The sequence below is a fragment of the Bradyrhizobium sp. KZN70725 genome (assembly GCF_055264925.1).
On record NZ_JBUYWT010000001.1, the window covers coordinates 332,105 to 349,583 of the forward strand.

At 63.5% G+C, this 17,479-nt stretch carries 9 protein-coding genes; 1 reads left to right on the forward strand and 8 read right to left on the reverse strand.

Features of this window, described 5'->3' with window-relative positions:
* Positions 1-23 precede the first annotated feature (23 nt).
* Together rpsG and rpsL are read right to left on the reverse strand one after the other, a co-directional pair.
* Positions 24-494 (reverse strand): 30S ribosomal protein S7, encoded by a 471-nt coding sequence (rpsG, locus tag ACZBJS_RS01755; RefSeq protein ID WP_016843741.1) that lies wholly within the window; start codon positions 492-494, stop codon positions 24-26.
* A 15-nt stretch (positions 495-509) separates the two neighbouring features.
* Positions 510-881 (reverse strand): 30S ribosomal protein S12, encoded by a 372-nt coding sequence (rpsL, locus tag ACZBJS_RS01760; protein WP_006611834.1) that lies wholly within the window; start codon positions 879-881, stop codon positions 510-512.
* 699 nt (positions 882-1,580) lie between these two features.
* On the opposite strand from rpsL, the gene ACZBJS_RS01765 reads away from it, so the two are divergent.
* Positions 1,581-2,792 (forward strand): NAD(P)/FAD-dependent oxidoreductase, encoded by a 1,212-nt coding sequence (locus ACZBJS_RS01765; RefSeq protein WP_316396683.1) that lies wholly within the window; start codon positions 1,581-1,583, stop codon positions 2,790-2,792.
* Positions 2,793-2,832: 40 nt separating this feature from the next.
* Here the strand turns inward: ACZBJS_RS01765 and ACZBJS_RS01770 are convergent, their stop codons facing one another.
* From ACZBJS_RS01770 to rplJ, 6 genes are all read right to left on the reverse strand, one after another.
* Positions 2,833-4,875, reverse strand: coding sequence for an ABC transporter ATP-binding protein (locus tag ACZBJS_RS01770; RefSeq protein WP_141342192.1), 2,043 nt, complete (start codon positions 4,873-4,875; stop codon positions 2,833-2,835).
* Between the two features lie 226 nt (positions 4,876-5,101).
* Positions 5,102-7,162 (reverse strand): FAD-dependent oxidoreductase, encoded by a 2,061-nt coding sequence (locus tag ACZBJS_RS01775; RefSeq protein WP_057019551.1) that lies wholly within the window; start codon positions 7,160-7,162, stop codon positions 5,102-5,104.
* Between the two features lie 180 nt (positions 7,163-7,342).
* The gene (rpoC, locus tag ACZBJS_RS01780) at positions 7,343-11,545 is read right to left on the reverse strand and encodes a DNA-directed RNA polymerase subunit beta' (protein WP_057019552.1); all 4,203 of its coding nucleotides are present in this window, start codon (positions 11,543-11,545) and stop codon (positions 7,343-7,345) included.
* A gap of 127 nt (positions 11,546-11,672) precedes the next feature.
* The gene (rpoB, locus tag ACZBJS_RS01785; protein WP_057019553.1) at positions 11,673-15,791 is read right to left on the reverse strand and encodes a DNA-directed RNA polymerase subunit beta; all 4,119 of its coding nucleotides are present in this window, start codon (positions 15,789-15,791) and stop codon (positions 11,673-11,675) included.
* A gap of 441 nt (positions 15,792-16,232) precedes the next feature.
* The gene (rplL, locus tag ACZBJS_RS01790; protein WP_028335453.1) at positions 16,233-16,613 is read right to left on the reverse strand and encodes a 50S ribosomal protein L7/L12; all 381 of its coding nucleotides are present in this window, start codon (positions 16,611-16,613) and stop codon (positions 16,233-16,235) included.
* A 52-nt stretch (positions 16,614-16,665) separates the two neighbouring features.
* Positions 16,666-17,184, reverse strand: a complete 519-nt coding sequence (rplJ, locus tag ACZBJS_RS01795; RefSeq protein ID WP_028335452.1) for a 50S ribosomal protein L10 — start codon at positions 17,182-17,184, stop codon at positions 16,666-16,668.
* Positions 17,185-17,479: the final 295 nt, after the last annotated feature.

Consider the following 17,479-nt stretch of genomic DNA (forward strand, 5'->3'; position numbering starts at 1 on the left):
TTCCTTAAATTCCGTTGTTCGCCTTACCAGCGATAGTGCGAGAACGCGCGGTTGGCTTCCGCCATCCGGTGCACGTCTTCCCGCTTCTTGACGGCGTTGCCGCGATTGTTCGAGGCGTCGAGCAGCTCAGCCGAGAGACGCTCCGTCATGGTCTTCTCGTTGCGCTCGCGGGCGGCCGAGATCAGCCAGCGGATGCCGAGCGCCTGACGGCGCACCGAACGGACTTCGACCGGAACTTGGTAGGTCGCGCCGCCGACGCGGCGGGAACGAACCTCGATGGTCGGCATCACGTTCTCGAGCGCCTGCTCGAACACGCCGAGCGGGTTCTGCTTGGTCTTGGCCTCGATCATGCCGAGCGCACCGTAGACGATGTTTTCGGCAACCGACTTCTTCCCGGCGTACATCACCGAGTTCATGAACTTCGTAATGATGATGTTCCCGAACTTCGGATCCGGAAGAACTTCACGCTTCTCGGCAGAATGGCGACGCGACATCTGATCGGTTCCCGCTTACTTCGGACGCTTCGCGCCGTACTTCGAACGACGCTGCTTACGGTTCTTGACGCCCTGGGTATCCAGCACGCCGCGGAGGATGTGGTAGCGCACACCGGGCAAGTCCTTGACGCGGCCGCCGCGGATCATGACCACCGAGTGCTCCTGCAGGTTATGGCCCTCACCCGGGATGTAGCCGATCACCTCGAAGCCGTTGGTCAGGCGCACCTTGGCGACCTTACGAAGCGCCGAGTTCGGCTTCTTCGGGGTCGTGGTGTAGACGCGCGTGCACACGCCGCGCTTCTGCGGCGACTGCTGCAGCGCCGGCACCTTCTTACGCGACTTCTGCACTTCACGCGGATTTGCGATCAGCTGGTTGATCGTCGGCATGCAGCCTTCACCCTTTAGTTCGCGCGAAAACCTTGAATGGCTCCGCAAATTTCTTCTCAGGACTAGCCGTCCCGCACGGCCCGCTCGACACGGAACAAACAACCGCGCAAAGCGAAATCGCGCCAACCACTCATCGCTGAGCGGAAAGCGCATCGACGCCACAGAGGACCGCGATCCCGAACCGTTCAGCGTGCGCTGTTCGGTCCGCCACCGAGGTCATGCATCCGAATTCACTCTCAAGAGGACGTGCTCAAGAGAACTAATATCGTCCTGGCATTGCCTAGCTATCATCGACAGCGTTTGAGCGGCATTCGTCGAGGTTGGTGCCCGTCCGGCTCCTCAAAAAGGACCTTCGGGTGTTCCGTTCCGACGCTGGCGTAGCTCACCGCCTGTCGTTAAGTGGGCGCCTTGTATAATCGAGAGATAGTGAAGTCAAGCAAAACGACAAGCGAAGAAACGCCTCTGGCACTTGCGGATTTCGCATTTCACCGAGGTTCGGCGCAAGGCGAAATGTGACGGCCGACCGACCTCCCCGCGCACTTCATCCGAATCTTCGGGCGCGTGCGGAATCATATTACATCCGGGTAAAATATGAATAGAAACAACTCTCCCCAAGTTAGTCCCGAAGGCAAACTTCGAAACTAAGCCTTTATTTGCCATTCGCAGCGCAAAAATCGGGGTCACAGCCACGGAATTCTCATGCGGTACACCGACATCGCGATCATCGGCGGCGGTCTTGCGGGCTCGACCGCAACCGCCATGCTCGGCCGTGCCGGGATACCGACGATCCTGATCGACCCCCACCGGGTCTACCCGTTCGATTTCCGTGTCGAAAAGATCGGCGGCGACCTCCAGCTCGAGCGATTCGCCAGGACCGGCCTCGCCGAGTCGGTGCTCCGCTCGGCGACGCTGGACGGCGAGAACTGGATCGCGCGATTCGGCCGGTTGCTCGACCGGCAGCCGAGCCGGCAATACGGCATCATGTACGACGCGCTGATTGCGGCGATTCGGAACGAAATCGCCGGGCCGGCGGAATTCATCTGCGACAAGGTGATCAATGTCGCGACCAGTTCCGAGCGGCAGCGGCTCGTGCTTGCCAATGGCGAGGAGATCTCGGCGCGCCTTGTGGTGCTTGCCAACGGCCTGAACGTCGGGTTGCGCCGGATGCTCGGCATCGAGCGGCTGGTCACGAGCTTCTGCCACTCGATCTCGCTCGGCTTCGATTTCGTCCCCGTCGGCCGCCCCGCCTTCCCGTTCGCGGCCATGACCTACTTCTCGGAGCGGCCGAGCGACCGAATCCCCTACATCACGCTGTTTCCGATCGGAAACCGGATGCGCGCCAACCTCTTCACCTATCGCAAGTCCGACGATCCCTGGCTGCGGGCGATGCGGCGCAATCCGGTGGAGACGCTGAACGCCGCGCTGCCGCGGCTGCGCCGGCTCACCGGCGAGTTCGACATCGCCGGCGATATCAAGATCAGGCCCGCCGACATCTTTGTCAGCACCGGCTATCGGCAGGCCGGCGTGGTGCTGGTCGGTGATGCCTTCGCCAGCACCTGCCCCGTCACCGGCACCGGTACCGACAAGGTGTTCACCGACGTCGCCCAGCTCTGCAACGTCCACATCCCGGCCTGGCTGTCGACCGACGGCATGGGCGAGGAGAAGATCACCGCGTTCTACGACGATCCGGTCAAGACCGCCTGCGACGCCTGGTCGAACGCCAAGGCATTCAGCTTCCGCGAGGTGTCGGTCGGCAGCGGGCCCACGTGGCAGGCCCAGCGCTGGGCGCGCTTTTTCGGCTATCTCGGCCGCGGCTGGCTGCGCCGGCTGCACAACCCTGCGGCGGCGGCGTCAACGACGCAGCCGGCCAACCACTTCCGGCAACGTCCGCACGCCGCGGACCGGGCGTAACGAAAAATCTGGCGCTCGACCATCGCCCGCGACGCGGGCCTCACGCCTCCTCATCCTCGTCTTCGTCCTCATCTTCATCATCGTCATCATCGTCATCATCCGCGTCGTCGGCGTCCTCGTCGTGATTCAGATGTCCCTGGTCGTCCCACAGCTTGCGATAGACGCCATTGCGGGCCAGCAGCTCCTCGTGCGAGCCGCGTTCGATCGCCCTGCCGCCGGAGATCACGATGATCTCGTCCATCTCGACCACCGAAGTCAGGCGATGCGTCGACCAGATCATGGTGCGGCCCTCGGCGACCTTGAGCAGCGTGCGATTGATCGCAGCCTCCGTGGTCTGGTCGAGCGCCGAAGTCGCCTCGTCGAGCAGCAGCACGGACGGGTTACGGATGATCGCGCGCGCGATCGCGATGCGCTGGCGCTGGCCGCCCGACAAGGTATCGCCGCGCTCGCCGACCGCCGTGTCGTAGCGCTGCGGCAGGCTCATGATGTAGCGATGGATCTCGGCCTTGCGGGCAGCGTCCTCGACCTCCGCGTCGGTCGCGCCTTCCTTGCCGAGCCGGATGTTCTCGCGGATCGACATGTTGAACAGCATGTTCTCCTGGAACACGACCGCCATGTTGGCCCGCAGCGACTCGCGCGTCACCCGGCGGATATCGACGCCGTCGACGGCGACGCGGCCCTCGTCCGGCACGTAGAGCCGCAGGATCAGGTTGATCAGCGTGCTCTTGCCGGAGCCGCTGGGACCGACGATCGCAATGCTCTTGCCGGCATTGAGCTTGAGGCTGAGATTGTCGAGCACCGGCGTCTGTGCCCCCTCATACTGGAAGGTGACGCGATCGAAGGAGATGTCGTTGGTGATGCGCGGCAGATCCGGCGCGCCGGGACGGTCGGCGCCGCGGGTCGGCTCGTCGAGCAGTTCCTGGATGTGCCGCACCGCCGCCGCCGACTGGATCGACACCGGGATGAAATGCATCAGATGGGCGATGTTGTACGACACCTCCCAGAACGCACTCTCGAAGGTCACGAAGGTGCCGACGGTGATCTGCCCCTTGGTGGCGAGATAGGCGCCGATCGCCAGCACCACGAGGTGGAGCAGCAGCACCGCGATGGTGACGGTGCGCTCCACCATGGTCGACAGGAACATGGCTGACGCGGCCTTGGCCCGGACGTCGCGGTTGCGCATCGTGAACCAGCCGAGCGCCCGGCGCTGCAGATTGAACGCCTTCACCACCGCCTGCGCGGCGACGTTCTCCTGCACGGTTCCGAGCAGCGCGGCCTCGTTCTGCTTCTGCTCGTAATTGGCCTGCACAGCCTTCGGCGTCAGGATGCGCGGCCCGATCAGGGTGATCGGAAACACCAGCAAGGCGACCACGGCAAGCTGCCAATTCAGGAACAGCATCAGGATGATGCCCGCGACCAGCTCGAGGCCCGGCAGCGCCGCGCTGTTGGCGAAGGTCTTGACCGAGCCCTCGAACGCCGACAGATCGATCGAGAAGCGCGACAGGATCTCGCCGCGCTTGGTGCGCGCGAAATAGGCCGACGGCAGGTTCTGGACATGGTCGAACAGCCGCGTCCGCACGTCGGCGATGATGCCGGCGCCCAGCCGCGCATCCCAGCGCTCGTACCAGACCGCGATGATCGAGGTGACGATGCCGGCAACCGCGAGCACGCCGAGGATCTTGTAGAGGGCCCCGAAATCCTCCTCACCGAGCGCGTCGTCGATCAGGAATTTCAGGCTGAGCGGCATGATGACGTTAAACAACGTCTCGACCAGCACGCCGAAGGCGACGCAGGCGAACGGCTTCCTGTAGTTCGCCAGGATCGGCCTGACGAAGCCAAAGATCGTGGAGAGCGCGCCGGCGGCTTCCTTGGCGGTGAAGACGACGAGGTCCTCGTCATCATCGTCGTCATCGAGCTCGAACTCGTCGTCCGCGTCGTCTTCCTCTTCGTCGTCAGCCGGCGCCGCGGACGGCTTCGTGGAGGCGGCCGCCGCGGGCGGACCGGACGCGGGCTTCTTCTTCAGCTCGGGATCGTCGGCCGCCGCTCTCGTCGGATCGTCTGATGCAGGAGGTCTTGGCGCCATGAAACCAACCGATGCTCCACGGCCGGCATGACCGCAAATCGAAACCGCAGCTGATAACACTGCGCCCGTAATCCTATGCGATCACGACGAATTCGGCAAAGCGTTTGGAACGGCCGACGCGCCGCGGCGCGCTCGCGCGGATTCGCGGAGCGCAGAATTGCCGCCGTTTGACAGTTGGTTGACACGAGGCCGGTCGGCTCGCGGCAAAAGCTTCCGGTCGGTCCCGCTAGTCGTCGAGGTCGGCTTCGACCTTGTCGAAGAAGGAATAGCGCAGGCTGTCGGAGTCGGCGTACCACTGCCCTGGCCCCTTGTTGGCGGCCAGCGTCAATGTCCACAGCGCATCGGTGCAGTCGCGGCGGTGCATCGACAGATCGAAGCCGTTGCCGAAGAACAATTCCGACCACTCCCACCAGGTGCCGAGCTTCTTCACTCCGCGCAGCAGGTCGTAGCGATCGATCACTGCCGCCGCCATGTCGGAGGTCACCGACGCGAACACGACGCCGGTCTTGACCACGCGGTTGAGCTCGCGCACCCCGCGCACGACCTGCTTCTCGCCGAGATGGCACAGCGAGGTCTCGAACACGAAGTCGAACTCGTTGGCCTTGAACGGCATGTCGGCGATCGAGCCGAGCTTGTTGTACTTCTTGAGCGCCTTCGGCGTCTTGCCGTGGATGTAGCGGTTGTTCTCGATGCCCCAGGCATCGATGCCACGTTCGCGCAGCGCGCCGACCAGTTCGCCGCTGGCGGAGCCGGCGATCAGCAGCTTGTAGCCCTTCGCCCTGCCCCAGACCGTCTTGATCAGGTCCGTCAGATAGGCCGGGTCGGTGAAGTTGCGCCAGACCTCGCTGTAGGGGCCGACGCCGCGATAATTGTCGAAATAGCTGCGGTCGATCTTGTCGGACAGCGAGCTCTCGTCCTGCGCGCGGGTACGGCGCAGCCGCATCATCTCGGTGACGATGATGTCGGTCGCGGCATCGGAGGAATCGAGCAGTCCATTCAGCGTCGAATCGAACAGATAGTCGCCGACCACCACGATGCCGGGATGCTCCTTCGGCTCGGGCCGGTGGTTGGTCATGACGTCGCGCACCGGCAGGCCGCCCGGCAGCGCGTTGACCGACGACAGCCAGCGATGGATCTTGCCTTCCAGGAAATGCTCGCGCGCATCGCCGAGCGAGGCCGGCAGCGACTTCAACGCGGCATCGATCAGCTCCTGGTCGCTGAGATTGGCGAAGGCCAGCGCATCCGAGCCCGCGATCAGCCAGTTCAGCACGCCGTGCTTGCCGACATCGTGGCGCGCGCCCTCATTGTAGACGCAGCAGCCGCCGAACGCTTCCGACATGAACCAGGCGCCCGGGATCTTCTCGCCCCAGAACGGCTCGTCGAACAGGATCGAGACCCGCAGATAATGCGCGGGCCGGTCGAAATAGGCGACGTGCTTGACCATCGACTTGCGCAGCTGTTCGCCGTCCCAGCGCATGGTCGCGAGCCAGGAGTGCGGCAGGCAGACCAGCACGAGATCGAAGTCGCGCGTCTCCGGCCCCTTGCCGTTCATCATGTTGAGCTGGTAGCGGCCGCCAGCGGTCTTGCCGACCTTGAGCACACGATGGTTGAGCTGGATGTCGGCGCTGACTTCCGAGCGCAGACAATCGATCAGCTGCTCGTTGCCGTTCTGGATCGAATACAGGCCGATATAGCCGTCGACGTCCATCACGTAGTTCTTCAGCGCGTTGAGGCCGTTGGTGTTGTGGCTCTCGGTCGCGATGTCGGAACGCGCCATCACCTTGAAGAAACGCTTGGCGGTCGCGTCCTCGACCTCCTCGTCGAGGACCTGCTCGGCGGTCTTGTAGGCCCACGGGTGTTCGTTGTCGTGGGCGCCGACGCCCTCGTAATATTCGATCGGCGACACCAGGTCGCTGCAGCGCTTGCGGAACGCCTCGATCGCGGCCGCGGTCTTCGCCCCGTATTTGCGGCGCATGCCGGGAACGTCGGCAAGCAACTCGCCGTCGAGCTGCACCTGCTCGGCGTCCATCGGGATCGTCTGCAGGCCGAAATGCTGGATCAGCTCGCGCAGCGGGTCCGGCCCCGTCATCGAGTAATCATAGATCTCGGCGACGCCGGCCTCATACATCGCGGGCGCGGTGTCGAATTTGCGCGTGACGATCTTGCCGCCGAGGCGGTTCGACGCCTCGAAGATGGTAACGCGGCAGAGGTCGCCGAGTTTGCGCTTCAAATACCAGGCGCTCATCAGCCCCCCGGGGCCGCCGCCTACGATAGCCAAGTCGAGCATATGGATTCCGTCGTCTCCGGCGCGAGCCAAACAGCCGGTCTAAGTCACCCTAGCAAAGGCACTTTTTTGCCTGAAGGAAAGATGAACAAACTGCGTCCCTGCACCGCAGCAAGCAAAGAAAGCAGCAAAAAGGCCGGCTAAACGCCGGCCTTCTCGCCATACCCGTAGTCTTGCGGATGCCTATTCGGCGGGCGGCAGCGCCAGCGGCTCCGCTTCCGGAGCCGTCGGCACGATCGCCGCCTGCTGCTTCTCGCGCTCGTCGAGGATCAGCTTGTCGCGCTTGACCGCGACCTCGCGGATCCGCGCCATCGAGGCGCCGGTGCCGGCCGGGATCAGGCGGCCGACAATGACGTTCTCCTTGAGGCCCTCGAGCGGGTCCACCTTGCCGTTGACGGCAGCTTCGGTGAGCACGCGCGTGGTCTCCTGGAACGACGCCGCCGAGAAGAAGGAGCGGGTCTGCAGGCTCGCCTTGGTGATGCCGAGCAGAACCGGCGTACCCGTGGCGGGCTTCTTGCCCTCCTCCTTGGCCTTGGTGTTGAGCGCGTCGAACTCGATCTTGTCGACCTGCTCGCCCGAGATCATGTCGGTGTCGCCCTGATCGGTGACCTCGACCTTCTGCAGCATCTGACGGACAATCACCTCGATGTGCTTGTCGTTGATGAGCACGCCCTGCAACCGGTAGACCTCCTGGATTTCGTTGACCAGATAGGCAGCGAGCTCCTCGATGCCCTTGATCGCCAGGATGTCGTGCGGCGCCGGATTGCCTTCGACGATGAAATCGCCCTTTTCGACGATGTCGCCGTCCTGAAGGTGGATGTGCTTGCCCTTCGGGATCAGGTACTCGCGCGGCTCCTCGGTCTTGTCCATCGGCTCGATCGAGATGCGGCGCTTGTTCTTGTAGTCGCGGCCGAAGCGGATCGTTCCCGCGGTCTCCGCGATGATCGCCGCATCCTTCGGCTTGCGAGCCTCGAACAGTTCCGCCACCCGCGGCAGACCGCCGGTGATGTCACGCGTCTTGGCGCTCTCGGTCGAGATACGCGCCAGGATGTCGCCCGGCATCACCTTCCCGCCGGTGTCGACCGACAGAATGGCGTCGACCGACAGCATGTAGCGGGCATCGCCGCCACGCGCGAGCTTCATCACCTTGCCGTCCTTGCCCTTGACCACGATGGCCGGACGCAGGTCCGAACCGCCGCGCGTCGTGCGCCAGTCGATGACCACGCGCTTGGCGATACCGGTCGACTCGTCGAGCGTTTCCGAGATCGACTGTCCCTCGACCAGATCCTCGAAACCGATCGTGCCCTCGACCTCGCTCAGCACCGGGCGGGTATAGGGATCCCACTCGGCGATGCGCTGGCCGCGCTTGACCATATCGCCTTCGTCGACGTGCATCTTCGAACCGTACTGAATACGGTGGGTCGCACGCTCGGTGCCGTCGGCATCGACGATCGCAACGACCATGTTGCGCACCATCGCGATCAGGCTGCCTTCGCTGTTGCGGGCGATCGCCTTGTTCTTAATCACGATCTTGCCGTCGAAGTTCGATTCGACGAACGACTGCTCGTTGAGCTGCGCGGCACCGCCGATGTGGAACGTGCGCATCGTCAGCTGCGTGCCGGGCTCACCGATCGATTGTGCCGCGATGACGCCGACGGCCTCACCGTGGTTGACCGGGGTGCCGCGGGCCAGGTCGCGGCCGTAGCACTTGGCGCAGATGCCGTTGATCAGCTCGCAGGTCAGCGCCGAGCGGATCTTCACTTCCTGGATGCCGGCCTGCTGGATCGCGTCGACGTGGCTCTCCTCCATCAAGGTGTCACGCTTGATGACGACCTCGTTGGTGGCGGGATCGCGCACGTCATCGCAGGCCACGCGGCCCAGGATGCGCGAGCCGAGCGAGGCGACCACGGTGCCGGCGTCGACGATGGCGCGCATCTTGATGCCGAGCGTGGTGCCGCAGTCGGTCTGCGTGATGATGCAGTCCTGCGCGACGTCGACCAGACGGCGGGTCAGGTAGCCCGAGTTCGCGGTCTTCAACGCGGTGTCCGCGAGGCCCTTGCGGGCGCCGTGGGTCGAGTTGAAGTACTCGAGCACCGACAGACCTTCCTTGAAGTTGGAAATGATCGGCGTCTCGATGATCTCGCCCGACGGCTTGGCCATCAGGCCGCGCATGCCGGCGAGCTGGCGCATCTGGGCCGGCGAACCACGCGCACCGGAGTGCGCCATCATGTAGATCGAGTTGATGTCGGCATCCGCGCCCGCCGCCGTCTTCTTGGTGGACGAGATCTCCTTCATCATCGCCTTGGCGACTTCTTCACCGGCCTTCGACCAGGCGTCGACGACCTTGTTGTACTTCTCGCCGTGGGTGATCAGGCCGTCATTGTACTGCTGCTCGAAATCCTTCGCCAGCGTACGGGTCTGATCGACGATCTTCCACTTCGACGCCGGCACGACCATGTCGTCCTTGCCGAACGAGATGCCCGCCTTGAAGGCGTTGTAGAAGCCGAGCGCCATGATGCGGTCGCAGAAGATCACCGTCTCCTTCTGACCGCAGTGCCGGTAGACCTGATCGATCACGCCGGAAATCTCGCGCTTGGTCATCAGCTTGTTGATGATGTCGTACGAGATCTTCGGGTTCTTCGGCAGCAGGTTGCCGAGCATGACGCGGCCCGCGGTGGTTTCGATCCAGCGCTTGGAGTGCTTGCCTTCCTCGTCGAGGCCTTCCCACCGGTACTTGATCTTGGTGTGGAGGTGGATGACCTTCGAATGCAGGGCGTGCTCGAGCTCGGCCATGTCGCCGAAGATCTTGCCCTCGCCGGGCAGGCCTTCGCGCATGATCGAGACGTAGTAGAGGCCGAGCACGATGTCCTGCGACGGCACGATGATCGGCTGGCCGTTCGCCGGATGCAGGATGTTGTTGGTCGACATCATCAGGACGCGCGCTTCCAGCTGCGCTTCGAGCGACAGCGGAACGTGCACGGCCATCTGGTCGCCGTCGAAGTCGGCGTTGAAGGCGGCGCAGACCAGCGGATGCAGCTGAATCGCCTTGCCTTCGATCAGCACCGGCTCGAACGCCTGGATGCCCAGGCGATGCAGCGTCGGCGCGCGGTTGAGCAGCACCGGATGCTCGCGGATCACCTCATCGAGGATATCCCAGACCTCCGGACGCTCTTTCTCGACCAGCTTCTTGGCCTGCTTCACCGTGGTGGACAGGCCCTTGGCATCGAGCCGCGAGTAGATGAACGGCTTGAACAGCTCGAGCGCCATCTTCTTCGGCAGGCCGCACTGATGCAGGCGCAGCTCGGGACCGACCACGATCACCGAACGGCCCGAATAATCGACGCGCTTGCCGAGCAGGTTCTGGCGGAACCGGCCCTGCTTGCCCTTCAGCATGTCGGCGAGCGACTTCAGCGGACGCTTGTTGGCGCCGGTGATGACGCGGCCGCGGCGGCCGTTGTCGAACAGTGCGTCGACGGCCTCCTGCAGCATGCGCTTTTCGTTGCGGATGATGATGTCGGGCGCACGCAGCTCCATCAGCCGCTTCAGGCGGTTGTTGCGGTTGATGACGCGGCGGTACAGGTCGTTGAGGTCCGAGGTCGCAAACCGGCCGCCGTCGAGCGGCACCAGCGGACGCAGGTCCGGCGGAATCACCGGCACGACCGTCATGATCATCCATTCCGGCTTGTTGCCGGAAACGCGGAAAGCCTCGACGATCTTCAGACGCTTGGCGAGCTTCTTGTGCTTGATGTCGGAGTCGGTCTCCGCCATGTCGGCACGCAGCGTCGCCTCGAGCTTCTCGAGCTCGAGCCCCTTGAGCAGCTCGCGGATCGCCTCCGCGCCGATCATGGCGGTGAAGGAATCCTGGCCGTACTCGTCCTGCGCCTTCAGATACTCGTCTTCCGACAGCAGCTGACGGTCCTTCAGCGCGGTGAGACCCGGCTCGAGCACGACGTAGTATTCGAAGTAGAGGATCCGCTCGAGATCCTTCAGCGTCATGTCGAGCAGGAGGCCGATGCGCGAGGGCAGCGACTTCAGGAACCAGATGTGGGCGACCGGCGCCGCCAGCTCGATATGGCCCATGCGCTCGCGCCGGACGCGCGACAGCGTCACCTCGACCGAGCACTTCTCGCAGATGATGCCCTTGTACTTCATCCGCTTGTACTTGCCGCACAAGCACTCGTAGTCCTTGATCGGCCCGAAGATGCGCGCGCAGAACAGGCCGTCACGCTCCGGCTTGAAGGTGCGGTAGTTGATGGTCTCCGGCTTCTTGATCTCGCCGTAGGACCAGGACAGAATCTTCTCCGGAGACGCGATCGAAATCCGGATCTGGTCGAAGACCTGGGCCGGGGTCGTCGGATTGAAAAGATTCATAATCTCTTGATTCATGGTCTTCTCCTCGCGTGCCGATCGTCACCGGCAGCAAATTCGAAACTTTTATTCAGCGCGCGCCCCGCCCAACGTCCGAGCGGAGTGCGAAGGCCCGGCGCGTTTGGCGCCGGGCATGATCACAGCGTTACTCGGCCGCTTCCGACGTCGACGCCGGTCCCACCTTGGAATTGTGCAGGTCGACGTTGAGGCCGAGCGAGCGCATTTCCTTGACCAGCACGTTGAACGATTCCGGAATACCGGCCTCGAAGGTGTCGTCGCCGCGCACGATCGCCTCGTACACCTTGGTACGGCCGGCGACGTCGTCCGACTTCACGGTCAGCATCTCCTGCAGCGTGTAGGCGGCGCCGTAGGCTTCCAGCGCCCAGACCTCCATTTCGCCGAAGCGCTGGCCGCCGAACTGCGCCTTGCCGCCCAGCGGCTGCTGGGTGACGAGCGAGTACGGACCGATCGAACGCGCGTGGATCTTGTCGTCCACGAGATGGTGCAGCTTGAGCATGTAGATATAGCCCATCGTCACCTTACGATCGAACTGATCGCCGGTACGGCCGTCATAAACGGTCGACTGGCCGGAGGCGTCGAAGCCCGCGAGCTTCAGCATCTCCTCGATGTCGGCTTCCTTGGCGCCGTCGAACACCGGCGTTGCGATCGGCACGCCGTGGCTCAGATTGCGGCCGAGTTCGACCAGCTCGTTGTCGTTCAGCGACTTGATGGTTTCATCCTCGCCGTAGATCTTCTTCAGGGTCTCGCGCAGCGGCTTGAGATCCTGCTTGTGATAATAGGCGTCGATGGTCTGGCCGATGCGCTTGCCGAGGCCGGCGCAGGCCCAACCGAGATGGGTCTCAAGGATCTGACCGACGTTCATGCGCGACGGCACGCCGAGCGGATTGAGCACGATGTCGGCGTGCGTTCCGTCCTCGAGGAACGGCATGTCCTCGATCGGCACGATCTTCGACACCACACCCTTGTTGCCGTGACGGCCGGCCATCTTGTCGCCGGGCTGGATCTTGCGCTTCACCGCGACGAAGACCTTGACCATCTTCATCACGCCGGGCGGCAGCTCGTCGCCACGCTGCAGCTTCTCGACCTTGTCGAGGAAGCGCTGCTCGAGGCCCTTCTTCGACTCGTCGTACTGCTTCCGCATGGCCTCGATCTCGGCCATCAGCTTGTCGTTCGGCGAGGCGAACAGCCACCACTGCGACTTCGGATACTCGTCGAGCACCGCGCGGGTGATCTTGGTATCCTTCTTGAAGCCCTTCGGGCCGGCGATGCCCTGGCGGTTCTCCAGCAGCTCGGCGAGGCGGTTGTAGACGTTGCGGTCCAGAATCGCCTGCTCGTCGTCGCGGTCCTTGGCGAGACGCTCGATCTCCTCGCGCTCGATCGCCAGCGCACGCTCGTCCTTATCGACGCCGTGGCGGTTGAACACGCGGACTTCCACGATGGTGCCCTGCACGCCCGGAGGCACGCGCAGCGAGGTGTCGCGGACGTCGGAGGCCTTCTCGCCGAAGATGGCGCGCAGCAGCTTCTCTTCCGGCGTCATCGGGCTCTCGCCCTTCGGCGTGATCTTGCCGACCAGGATGTCGCCGGCGCGGACTTCCGCACCGATATAGACGATACCGGCTTCGTCGAGGTTCTTCAGCGCTTCTTCCGAGACGTTCGGAATGTCGCGGGTGATTTCCTCAGGACCGAGCTTGGTGTCGCGGGCCATCACCTCGAACTCCTCGATGTGAATCGAGGTGAAGACGTCGTCCTTCACGATTCGCTCGGAGAGCAGGATCGAGTCTTCGAAGTTGTAGCCGTTCCACGGCATGAACGCGACCAGCACGTTGCGGCCGAGCGCGAGCTCGCCGAGATCGGTCGACGGACCGTCGGCGATGATGTCGCCCTTCTTGACGATGTCGCCGACCTTCACCAGCGGACGCTGGTTGATGCAGGTCGACTGGTTGGAGCGCTGGTACTTCATCAGCCGGTAGATATCGACGCCCGACTTGGTCGGATCGAGATCCTCGGTGGCGCGGATCACGACGCGGGTGGCGTCGATCTGGTCGATCACGCCCGAGCGGCGCGCGGCAATCGCCGCGCCCGAGTCACGGGCGACCACGCCTTCCATGCCGGTGCCGACGAACGGCGCCTCGGCGCGAACCAGCGGCACCGCCTGGCGCTGCATGTTCGAGCCCATCAGCGCGCGGTTGGCGTCGTCGTTCTCGAGGAACGGGATCAGCGCCGCGGCGACCGAAACCAGCTGCTTCGGCGACACGTCCATGTAGTCGACCTTGTCCGGCGTCACCGGCAGCACTTCGCCGGCGTGACGGCAGACCACGAGGTCGTCGGTGAAGCGGCCCTTGGCATCGAGCGGCACGTTGGCCTGCGCGACGCGGTAGCGGCCCTCTTCCATCGCCGACAGATAGATCACCTCGTCGGTGACCCGGCCGTCCTTGATCTTGCGATAGGGCGTCTCGACGAAGCCGTACTTGTTGACGCGTGCGAACGTCGCCAGCGAGTTGATCAGGCCGATGTTCGGACCTTCCGGCGTCTCGATCGGGCAGATGCGGCCGTAATGCGTCGGATGCACGTCGCGGACTTCGAAGCCGGCGCGCTCGCGGGTCAGACCACCCGGGCCAAGCGCCGACAGGCGCCGCTTGTGGGTGATCTCCGACAGCGGGTTGGTCTGGTCCATGAACTGCGACAGCTGCGAGGAGCCGAAGAACTCGCGCACCGCGGCAGCCGCGGGCTTGGCGTTGATCAGGTCCTGCGGCATCACGGTGTCGATATCGACGCTCGACATGCGCTCCTTGATCGCGCGCTCCATGCGGAGCAGGCCGATCCGGTACTGGTTCTCCATGAGCTCGCCGACCGAGCGCACCCGGCGGTTGCCGAGGTGGTCGATGTCGTCGATCTCGCCCTTGCCGTCGCGCAGGTCGACCAGCGTCTTGATGACCGCCAGGATGTCTTCCTTGCGCAGCGTGCGATGGGTATCGGGCGCATCGAGCTCGAGGCGCATGTTCATCTTGACGCGGCCGACCGCGGAGAGGTCGTAGCGCTCGGCGTCGAAGAACAGCGACTGGAACATCGCCTGCGCCGAATCCAGCGTCGGCGGCTCGCCCGGACGCATCACGCGGTAGATGTCGAACAGCGCGTCCTCGCGCGTCATGTTCTTGTCGGCAGACAGCGTGTTGCGGATGTAGGCGCCGACATTGACGTGGTCGATGTCGAGCAGCGGCAGGTCCTTGTAACCCTGCTCGTTCAGCACCTTGAGCGACTTCTCGGTGATCTCCTCGCCGGCTTCGGCGTAGATCTCACCGGTCTTCGGGTTGACGAGATCCTCGGCGAGATAGTTGCCGACGAGTTCCTCGTCCGACATGCGCAGCGCCTTCAGGCCCTTCTCCTGAAGCTGGCGCGCCTGGCGCACGGTCAGCTTCTTGCCGGCCTCGAGCACCACCTTGCCGGTGTCGGCGTCGATCAGGTCGTTGACGGTCGAATAGCCGCGGAAGCGGTTGGCATCGAACGGCACGCGCCATCCGTCCTTGGTCCGCTTGTAGGTGATCTTCTTGTAGAAGGTCGACAGGATCTGCTCGCCGTCGAGACCGAGCGCGTACATCAGCGAGGTCACGGGCAGCTTGCGGCGGCGGTCGATGCGCGCGAACACGATGTCCTTGGCGTCGAACTCGATGTCAAGCCAGGAACCGCGATACGGAATCACGCGCGCGGCAAACAACAGCTTGCCGGACGAATGGGTCTTGCCCTTGTCGTGGTCGAAGAACACGCCCGGCGAACGGTGCATCTGCGAGACGATGACGCGCTCGGTGCCGTTGACGACGAAGGTGCCGTTCATCGTCATGAGCGGGATATCGCCCATGTAGACGTCCTGCTCCTTGATGTCCTTCACCGACTTGGCGCCGGTTTCCTCGTCGATATCGAACACGATGAGGCGCAGCGTCACCTTGAGCGGCGCAGCGAAGGTCATACCGCGCTGGCGGCACTCGTCGACGTCATATTTCGGCTGTTCGAACTCGTAGCGGACGAATTCGAGCATCGAGGTGCCGGAGAAATCCGAGATCGGAAACACCGAGCGGAACACCGCCTGCAGGCCCTCGTCGAGCCGACCGCCGGTCGGCTCGTCGACCATCAGGAACTGGTCATAGGACGCCTTCTGAACCTCGATGAGGTTCGGCATCTCGGCGACTTCCTTGATGTGACCGAAAAACTTGCGTACGCGTTTGCGACCGGTGAATGTCTGCTGCGCCATCGTGGCCTCTCATTTTCGTCGCCTTTGTGGGGCGAACCTTCCGGGAGCGACTGCCATCGGCCCCGGGTTGAATTTCGAATCGTCTCGAAGGAACGAAGCGCTAAGTCAGGAATTAAATCCCCGTCCCGGCCCCGACCACCTCCAAAACGCAAAACAACGCGCGGGGCGCATCACTGCACCCGCTCGTCCAAACGCTCCGCTTTACGGACTGAAAAAGCCCGAAATCTGACTGTCTCCCAACGGCTTCCGCCAGGGACCCTGCCGTCCCCGCCGCCTACCGTGTTTTTCCGCTGCCAACCCGATATGGGATGGCAATAAAGGAGATTCGAGGGTTAAGTCCACGGATCCCCACACTTTTTTGTGTCCGTCGCGCCACGCGACAACCTGTCGCACGCCGTTTGCATGGCCCGGGAGCGCCCTGCGGCGCTCCCGGGCCGCGCATTACTTGAGCTCGACCTTGGCGCCAGCCTTCTCGAGCTGGGCCTTGATCTTGTCGGCTTCTTCCTTGTTGACGCCTTCCTTGACGGGCTTCGGAGCACCTTCGACGAGGTCCTTGGCTTCCTTCAGGCCCAGGCCGGTGATGGCGCGGACTTCCTTGATGACTTCGATCTTCTTGTCGCCGGCCCCAGCCAGCACGACGGTGAAGTCGGTCTTCTCTTCAGCCGGAGCAGCGGCACCGCCACCACCAGCAGCCGGGCCGGCAACCGCAACGGCGGCAGCGGCGGACACGCCCCACTTTTCTTCGAGGAGCTTGGCGAGTTCGGCCGCTTCGAGCACGGTGAGGCTCGAGAGGTCGTCGACGATTTTCTGCAAGTCAGCCATTGTTCAGTTCCTTAAACGTTTGGTTCGAACCAGGTTTGAGATTAGCGAAGGGTCAGGCCGCTTCGCCCTTTGAGGCATGAGCCTGAATGACGCGTGCGAGCTTGGCCGCGGGCGCGTTGGAGAGCTGAGCAAGCTTGGTCGCCGGCGCCACGAGGAGGCCAACGATCTTGCCGCGCAGTTCGTCGAGCGACGGCAGTGAGGCAAGCGCCTTCACGCTGTCGACATTCAGGACGGTTTTACCCATCGAGCCGCCGAGGATGACGAACTTCTCGTTCGCCTTGGCGAATTCGATGGCAACCTTTGGCGCCGCAACCGGATCGTTCGAAGTAGCGATCACGGTCGGTCCCTTCAGCAGGGAGCCGATGGCAGCGACGTCAGTGCCTTCAAGAGCAATTTTGGCGAGACGGTTCTTCGAGACCTTCACCGACGCGCCCGCCTGCTTCATCTGCATGCGCAGCTTCTGCATCTGGGCCACGGTGAGGCCGGAATAGTGAGCAACGATCGCAACCGACGTGGTCTTGAAGACCTCGTTAAGTTGTTCGACCGACTCTTTTTTTGCCGCTCGTTCCACAGCAAGCTCTTTCCGGTTGGCGGCCTTTCCGCGAAGGCAGGACCGCCGGGTTGCACCCATCGTCCCGCCCTAAACCTGATCCTTGGGGCGCAAGACCCTTCGGACATGCCGGGCAAGACGACATCTAGAAGCCTGCCCTCCCAGAGCCTTGCGGCCATGGGCTGTCGAGGTTCGAACCAAACCAGCCTCCCGGCCGCGAACTGATCGCGACGTGGAGTGCAAAATCCGGTCTTCACCCGTCTATGCAGGCCATGCGATTAAGCCGTTGAAAACACGAAGTTCTCGCGGGCGCCTG

Coding starts and splice junctions, on each gene's coding strand:
- rplL (WP_028335453.1), bottom strand. CDS start 16,613: ATGGCTGACTTGCAGAAAATCGTCGACGACCTCTCGAGCCTCACCGTG.
- ACZBJS_RS01765 (WP_316396683.1), top strand. CDS start 1,581: ATGCGGTACACCGACATCGCGATCATCGGCGGCGGTCTTGCGGGCTCG.
- ACZBJS_RS01770 (WP_141342192.1), bottom strand. CDS start 4,875: ATGGCGCCAAGACCTCCTGCATCAGACGATCCGACGAGAGCGGCGGCC.
- ACZBJS_RS01775 (WP_057019551.1), bottom strand. CDS start 7,162: ATGCTCGACTTGGCTATCGTAGGCGGCGGCCCCGGGGGGCTGATGAGC.
- rpoC (WP_057019552.1), bottom strand. CDS start 11,545: ATGAATCAAGAGATTATGAATCTTTTCAATCCGACGACCCCGGCCCAG.
- rpsG (WP_016843741.1), bottom strand. CDS start 494: ATGTCGCGTCGCCATTCTGCCGAGAAGCGTGAAGTTCTTCCGGATCCG.
- rpoB (WP_057019553.1), bottom strand. CDS start 15,791: ATGGCGCAGCAGACATTCACCGGTCGCAAACGCGTACGCAAGTTTTTC.
- rpsL (WP_006611834.1), bottom strand. CDS start 881: ATGCCGACGATCAACCAGCTGATCGCAAATCCGCGTGAAGTGCAGAAG.